Consider the following 6,472-nt stretch of genomic DNA (forward strand, 5'->3'; position numbering starts at 1 on the left):
GGTCTTTTACTTTCTGACGTTCGTCGCTTAGCGTTTGATCTGGCCCAGCAGGAAATCAACGATTTCGCCGGTTTTGATCATTTGCTTCTCGCCGACGCGGCGGTTCTTGTACTCGATCTCTTCGTTGTCGAGGTTGCGGTCACCGATAACGATAGAGTGCGGCACGCCGATCAGCTCCATATCCGCGAACATCACGCCCGGGCGCTCTTTGCGGTCATCGAGGATCACGTCGATGCCGTGGGAACGGAGGGTGTTGTACAGCTCTTCGGCCAGCGCCTGCACGCGGAACGACTTGTGCATATTCATCGGCAGGATCGCTACCTGGAACGGCGCGATGGCGTCCGGCCAGATGATGCCGCGTTCGTCATGGTTCTGCTCGATGGCGGCGGCCACGACGCGCGTGACCCCGATGCCGTAACAACCCATGGTCAGCACCTGATTACGGCCATCTTCGCCCTGCACGGTCGCTTTCATCGCTTCCGAGTACTTGGTGCCGAGCTGGAAGATATGGCCCACTTCGATGCCGCGTTTGATCAGCAGCGTGCCCTGACCGTCCGGGCTGGCGTCGCCTTCCACCACGTTACGGATATCGGCCACCTGCGGCAGCGGCAAATCGCGCTCCCAGTTGATGCCGAAGTAGTGTTTGCCGTCAACGTTGGCACCGGCGCCAAAGTCGCTCATCGCCGCTACGCTGCGGTCAGCAACCACCGGCATCGGCAGGTTGACCGGGCCGAGTGAACCCGGGCCGGCGCCGACGATGGCGCGAATTTCTTCTTCGGTGGCGAAGGTCAGCGGCGCGGCAACCTGTGCCAGCTTCTCGGCCTTGACTTCGTTCAGCTCGTGATCGCCGCGCACCAGCAGGGCAACCAGCTTGTGGCCGCTCTCTTCGGTGGCGCGCACCATCAGCGTCTTCACGGTTTTTTCCACCGGCAGCCGGAACTGCTCGACCAGTTCAACGATGGTTTTGGCGTTCGGCGTATCCACCAGGCGCAGCGCTTCGCTGGCCGCGGCGCGCGGCTCTGCCGGCGCGACCGCTTCCGCCAGCTCGATGTTGGCGGCGAAATCGGAACCGGTGGAGAACACGATATCGTCTTCACCGCTGTCTGCCAGCACCTGGAATTCGTGCGAGGCGCTGCCGCCGATCGAGCCGGTATCGGCCTGCACCGGGCGGAAATCCAGGCCCATGCGGCTGAAGATTTTGCTGTACGCTTCGTACATCGCGTCGTAAGTCTCCTGCAGAGACTCCTGTGAGGTATGGAAGGAGTAGGAATCCTTCATCAGGAACTCACGGGAACGCATCACGCCGAAACGCGGGCGCACTTCATCACGGAACTTGGTCTGGATCTGGAAGAAGTTCAGCGGCAGCTGTTTGTACGAGCTGATCTCGTTGCGGATCAGATCGGTGATCACTTCTTCATGCGTCGGGCCCAGCACGAACGGACGATCGCCGCGATCGACGAAACGCAGCAGCTCGGGGCCGTATTGCTCCCAACGGCCGCTTTCCTGCCACAGGTCGGCAGGCTGAACCACCGGCATAGACACTTCGATCGCGTTAGCATTGTTCATTTCTTCGCGAACGATGTTTTCAACCTTTTTCAGAACGCGCAGGCCGGTCGGCAGCCAGGTGTAAAGACCGGAGGCCAGCTTGCGGATCATCCCGGCGCGCAGCATCAGCTGGTGGCTGATCACTTCGGCGTCGGCAGGTGTCTCCTTCAGTGTGGAGAGCAGATATTGGCTAGTACGCATGGTGTTTTGGTTCCGTTAGAACTGCAAATTGCATCGGGCTGCCAGAGTGGCGGCCAAAAGTGACAAAAGTGGTTTAGTTTACCAGCGCGAGCGGGTCGCCAAAAGAGAGGCGGCGGAATTTTAACGCGGGTCGAGCGCCAACACTTCGGTATGACCGTCCACGACGCGCCAGCGCACGTTGAAATCCAGCAGCCAGACGGCGTAATCCCGTTCGACGTCCTCTCCTTTACGATAGGCGGGACGGGGATCTTGCGCCAGCACCTGGCTGATAAAACGCCTTAATTGCGGGTAACGCGCCTGATGTTGCTGCAGCTGCTGCTCGGCCTGCGGCGCGAAACGCACCGGCATATCGCCGGCGGGCGCGGCCTGGGCAAAGCCGGCGCGGGCCTGCGGCTGGCTCTCGGCGAACGGCAGATAAGGCTTGATGTCCACCACCGGGGTGCCGTCGACCAGATCGAGGCTGCCCAGCTCCAGCACCACGTCGCCGTTTTTTATCCGCACACCTTTCAGCTCAATGAGGGACATACCTAGCGGGTTGGGGCGGAAGGTGGAGCGGGTGGCGAACACGCCCATGCGGGCATTGCCGCCTAAACGCGGCGGTCGCACCGTCGGCCGCCAGCCGCCTTCCAGGGTTTGATGGAAAATGAACATCACCCACAGATGGCTGAAATCGCTGAGGCCGCGTACCGCCTCCGCCTGGTTGTAGGGCGGCAGCAGCAGCAGTTCACCGCCACCGTCTTCGACCAGCCCCGGCTGGCGGGGAACGGCGAATTTTTCTTTATACGGCGAGCGGATCACGCCGATCTGCTCGAAAACGAATTCGGTCATTTGGACGAGACGTTAAGCGCCGAGCCCTGGCAGACGGCCTGCTGGTAACAACCGGCGACGCCGCTGACAATCTGGCAGTCGTGCAGCAGCACGGCGTTGGCCTTCATGTAAGACGCGCGGATTTGCATGCGCTTACGGGCGGTGGCCAGATTCGGTGGGGAGTCTTGTACGGTGGTTTGGCACGATTCGCCGGACACTTCACCCAGATCGCGGAACGGTTTGCCCACGAGCTCTTCTGCACTTTTGTACAGTTTTACCGGAGCAGGGCGGGCGGCCGGCGTGGCCTTGGCCGGGCTGGTGGTGGTCGGCTTGCTGGTGCTGTTTGTTGAGGACGGCGCGATACGTTGCGATGAACATCCGGCCAGCGCGAGCGCTAACAAACAGAGAGGTAAAACACGCATTGAGATTCCTCTGCCTTAATGAAAGTGGCGCTATTGAAGCAATCTATGGCGGAAATAACAAGACGGGCCTTGGCCCGTCTTGCAATTATAGGAATAAAATTGGCGAATAAGCGCTTACCAGCCTTTCACCGCACCGCCGTTGAAGATTTTGTTGGCGGCGGCGTCAACTTCGTCAGACTGATAGGCCTGCACGAATTTCTTCACGTTTTCCGCATCTTTGTTATCTTCGCGCGCAACCAGCAGGTTGACGTAAGGCGAGTCTTTATCTTCCACGAACAGACCGTCTTTCGCCGGCGTCAGGCCGATCTGGCTGGCGTAGGTGGTGTTGATCACTGCCAGCGCGATCTGCTGATCGTCCAGGGAACGTGGCAGCTGAGGCGCTTCCAGCTCAACCAGCTTCAGGTTTTTCGAGTTCTCGGTCACGTCCAGCACGGTTGGCAGCAGGCCAACGCCGTCTTTCAGTTTGATCAGGCCGACTTTCTGCAGCAGCAGCAGCGAACGGCCCAGGTTGGTCGGATCGTTAGGCAGTGCGATCTGAGAGCCGTCTTTCAGCTCGTCCAGCGATTTGATTTTCTTGGAGTAACCGGCAATCGGGTAAACAAAGGTGCTGCCGACCGGCACCAGCTTGTAGCCGCGATCTTTGATTTGCTGATCCAGGTATGGCTTGTGCTGGAAGGCGTTCAGATCGATATCGCCTTTGCTCAGCGCTTCGTTAGGCAACACGTAGTCGTTGAAGGTCACCAGTTCAACGTCCAGACCGTATTTCTCTTTCGCCACTTTCTGAGCAACTTCAGCCACTTGCTGCTCAGCGCCGACGATCACGCCGACCTTGATGTGGTTTGGATTCTTTTCATCCTGGCCGCAGCCCGCCAGAGCCAGAGTACCGATCAGTGCGCCAATTGCCGCGATGGATTTAAATTTTAACGACATATCCCTTCCTCATTAGACTCGCATTAACATGCTGTGAAACTATTTATGGGTAACGGCTTTGACGATGCGATCGCCGCAGAACTGGATCAGATAAACCAAAACTACCAGTAATACTAATACGGTATTCATCACTGTGGCGTTATAACCGATATAACCGTATTGGTAACCGATTTGGCCCAGACCACCGGCGCCGACCGCGCCGCCCATGGCGGAGTAGCCTACCAGGGTGATCAGCGTGATGGTTGCGGCGTTGACCAGGCCCGGCAGGGCTTCCGGCAGCAACACTTTCTTGATGATCTGCATCGGCGTGGCGCCCATGGCGCGCGCCGCTTCCACCAGACCGGACGGGATCTCCAGCAGGGCGTTTTCCACCATGCGCGCGATGAACGGTGCGGCGCCCACGGTCAACGGCACGATGGCCGCCTGCAGACCGATAGAGGTGCCGACGATCATGCGGGTAAACGGAATCATCCAAACCAGCAGGATAATGAACGGGATGGAACGGAAGATGTTCACCAGCCCGGACAGGATTTTATACAGCGAGTTATTGGCGATGATCTGCCCCGGGCGGGTGACATACAGCAGCACGCCGACCGGCAGGCCGAGCACGAAACCGAAGAAGCCGGAGACAAAGGTCATCATGACGGTTTCCCACATGCCACGCGCCATCAACCACATCATTGCCTCAGACATAACCCAGAACCTCTACTTTTACCTGATTTTCTTGCAGGAACTTAATCGTCGCCAGCGCGTCTTCGTCGCTGCCGTGCAGCTCCGCCAGCATCACGCCGAATTTCACGCCGCCGGCATAATCCATCTGGGCGCTGATAATGTTGTTGTTCACGTTGAAGCGGCGAGCGGCTTCAGACAGCAGCGGCGCATCGACCGACTGGCCGGTGAATTCCAGGCGCAGCAGCGGCTGGCGGTCGCCCTGACGTTCCGGCGACAGGCGTGCGGCGTAGTCGTCCGGAATATCCAGATGCAGCGTGGACTGAATGAACTGTTGGGCCAGCGGGGTTTTCGGGTGCGAGAACACTTCGCTGACGCTGTCTTTTTCGATCAGTTGCCCCTGGCTGATGACCGCGACCTGGTCGCAGATGCGTTTCACCACGTCCATTTCGTGGGTGATGAGTAGAATGGTCAGGCCCAGACGGCGGTTGATGTCTTTCAGCAGTTCCAGGATGGAACGGGTGGTGGCCGGATCCAACGCGCTGGTGGCTTCGTCGCACAGCAGCACTTTGGGATTGCTGGCCAGCGCACGGGCGATCGCCACGCGCTGTTTCTGGCCGCCGGACAGGTTGGCCGGGTAGGCGTCGTGCTTGTCCGCCAGGCCGACCAGCTCCAGCAGTTCGGTCACGCGCTTTTTGATCTCGGCGCGCGGCGTATTGTCCAGCTCCAGCGGCAGCGCCACGTTGCCGAACACCGTGCGGGAAGAGAGCAGATTGAAGTGCTGGAAGATCATGCCGATTTGGCGACGGGCGCGCGTCAGTTCGCTTTCAGACAGCGAGGTCAGATCCTGACCATCGACCAGGACCTGGCCGGACGTTGGGCGCTCCAGCATGTTGGCGCAGCGGATCAGCGTGCTTTTGCCGGCACCGGAAGACCCGATAACGCCATAGATTTGCCCTGCAGGGACGTGAAGGGTCACGTCAGAGAGCGCGGTAATAGTGCGCGAACCCTGCTGGAACACTTTAGTGATGTTAGAAAGTTTAATCATATTCTTCTTATTTTAGCGTGGTTGCCCGTGGCTAGATAAAAGTAAACCTCGGCGCGGAACCAAGGTATGGATCAGATGTTAAGGCGTCTAGACGTCTAAGTCAACGGCCAACGACGTTCTCCGGCGTTCTCAGTGCGGGGTAAAACATGCGATACTGTCAGCGTATACAGGCCCTCAGGAGCAAAGCGGTGACACAAAGCGTTCCAGCAATTTTTCTCGATCGTGACGGTACGATTAACGTTGACCATGGCTATGTCCATGAAATCGACAACTTCCACTTTATTGACGGCGTGATTGACGCCTGTCGCGAACTCAAAAAGATGGGCTTCGCGTTGGTGATGGTGACCAACCAGTCCGGCATTGCGCGCGGCAAGTTCAGCGAAGACCAATTTATGTACCTGACCGAGTGGATGGACTGGTCGCTGGCCGATCGCGACGTCGACTTCGACGGCATCTATTTCTGCCCGCATCATCCGGAGGCAGTAATAGAAGAGTATCGTCAGGTGTGTGACTGCCGCAAACCGCAGCCGGGTATGCTGCTGCAAGCGCAGCAGGAATTGAACATCGATATGGCCGCTTCTTATATGGTGGGCGATAAACCGGAAGATATGCAGGCGGCGATCGCGGCCGGCGTTGGCACCAAGGTGTTGGTGCGCACCGGCAAGCCGGTGACCGAGCAGGGCGAACAGCTGGCCGATTGGGTGCTAAATAGCCTGGCGGACCTGCCGGCAGCCATCAAAAAGCGGGTTTAATAGGCGTTACGAATGAATAGTGAGCGGTCAGATAAAAAATGCATATTATCGCTTGTCATTCTGAACCGGCTCCCTATAATGCGCCTCCATCGACACGG

7 protein-coding genes are annotated in these 6,472 nt (G+C 58.5%); 1 reads left to right on the forward strand and 6 read right to left on the reverse strand.

Translation table 11 applies throughout. From position 1 onward, the window contains the following. Nucleotides 1-27 precede the first annotated feature (27 nt). The 6 genes from proS to metN form a co-directional block, all read right to left on the reverse strand. Entirely contained in the window at nt 28-1,746 is a 1,719-nt protein-coding gene (proS, locus tag HMPREF3138_RS17900; RefSeq protein ID WP_038874470.1) for a proline--tRNA ligase, read from the reverse strand. A 120-nt stretch (nt 1,747-1,866) separates the two neighbouring features. Continuing rightward, nucleotides 1,867-2,574 carry a tRNA (N6-threonylcarbamoyladenosine(37)-N6)-methyltransferase TrmO gene (gene tsaA / locus HMPREF3138_RS17905; protein WP_038874472.1) on the reverse strand — a complete coding sequence of 236 codons (708 nt, stop codon included), beginning with the start codon at nt 2,572-2,574 and terminating at the stop codon, nt 1,867-1,869. Then, nucleotides 2,571-2,975 (reverse strand): Rcs stress response system protein RcsF, encoded by a 405-nt coding sequence (gene rcsF / locus HMPREF3138_RS17910; protein ID WP_038874474.1) that lies wholly within the window; start codon nt 2,973-2,975, stop codon nt 2,571-2,573. The genes tsaA and rcsF overlap by 4 nt, the downstream gene beginning before the upstream one ends. A gap of 114 nt (nt 2,976-3,089) precedes the next feature. Continuing rightward, on the reverse strand, nt 3,090-3,905 hold the full coding sequence (locus HMPREF3138_RS17915) for a MetQ/NlpA family lipoprotein (protein ID WP_038874476.1): 816 nt from the start codon (nt 3,903-3,905) through the stop codon (nt 3,090-3,092). Between the two features lie 39 nt (nt 3,906-3,944). Continuing rightward, nucleotides 3,945-4,598, reverse strand: coding sequence for a methionine ABC transporter permease MetI (locus HMPREF3138_RS17920; RefSeq protein ID WP_038874478.1), 654 nt, complete (start codon nt 4,596-4,598; stop codon nt 3,945-3,947). Next, a complete protein-coding gene (gene metN / locus HMPREF3138_RS17925) occupies nt 4,591-5,622 on the reverse strand; it encodes a methionine ABC transporter ATP-binding protein MetN (RefSeq protein WP_004932012.1) in 1,032 nt (343 codons plus the stop codon). The genes HMPREF3138_RS17920 and metN overlap by 8 nt, the downstream gene beginning before the upstream one ends. Before the next feature lie 188 nt (nt 5,623-5,810). Between metN and gmhB the strand changes: the two genes are divergently transcribed. Beyond that, complete coding sequence (gene gmhB / locus HMPREF3138_RS17930; protein WP_038874480.1) at nt 5,811-6,374, forward strand: D-glycero-beta-D-manno-heptose 1,7-bisphosphate 7-phosphatase; 564 nt, start codon at nt 5,811-5,813, stop codon at nt 6,372-6,374. The last annotated feature ends 98 nt before the right edge of the window (nt 6,375-6,472 follow it).

The organism is Serratia sp. HMSC15F11, from assembly GCF_001808215.1.
Taxonomy (GTDB): Bacteria; Pseudomonadota; Gammaproteobacteria; order Enterobacterales; family Enterobacteriaceae; genus Serratia; species Serratia nevei.

What these genes read in the sequence shown, in the direction of transcription:
- proS (WP_038874470.1), bottom strand. Translation starts at nt 1,746, where the DNA reads ATGCGTACTAGCCAATATCTGCTCTCCACACTGAAGGAGACACCTGCC.
- tsaA (WP_038874472.1), bottom strand. Translation starts at nt 2,574, where the DNA reads ATGACCGAATTCGTTTTCGAGCAGATCGGCGTGATCCGCTCGCCGTAT.
- rcsF (WP_038874474.1), bottom strand. Translation starts at nt 2,975, where the DNA reads ATGCGTGTTTTACCTCTCTGTTTGTTAGCGCTCGCGCTGGCCGGATGT.
- HMPREF3138_RS17915 (WP_038874476.1), bottom strand. Translation starts at nt 3,905, where the DNA reads ATGTCGTTAAAATTTAAATCCATCGCGGCAATTGGCGCACTGATCGGT.
- HMPREF3138_RS17920 (WP_038874478.1), bottom strand. Translation starts at nt 4,598, where the DNA reads ATGTCTGAGGCAATGATGTGGTTGATGGCGCGTGGCATGTGGGAAACC.
- metN (WP_004932012.1), bottom strand. Translation starts at nt 5,622, where the DNA reads ATGATTAAACTTTCTAACATCACTAAAGTGTTCCAGCAGGGTTCGCGC.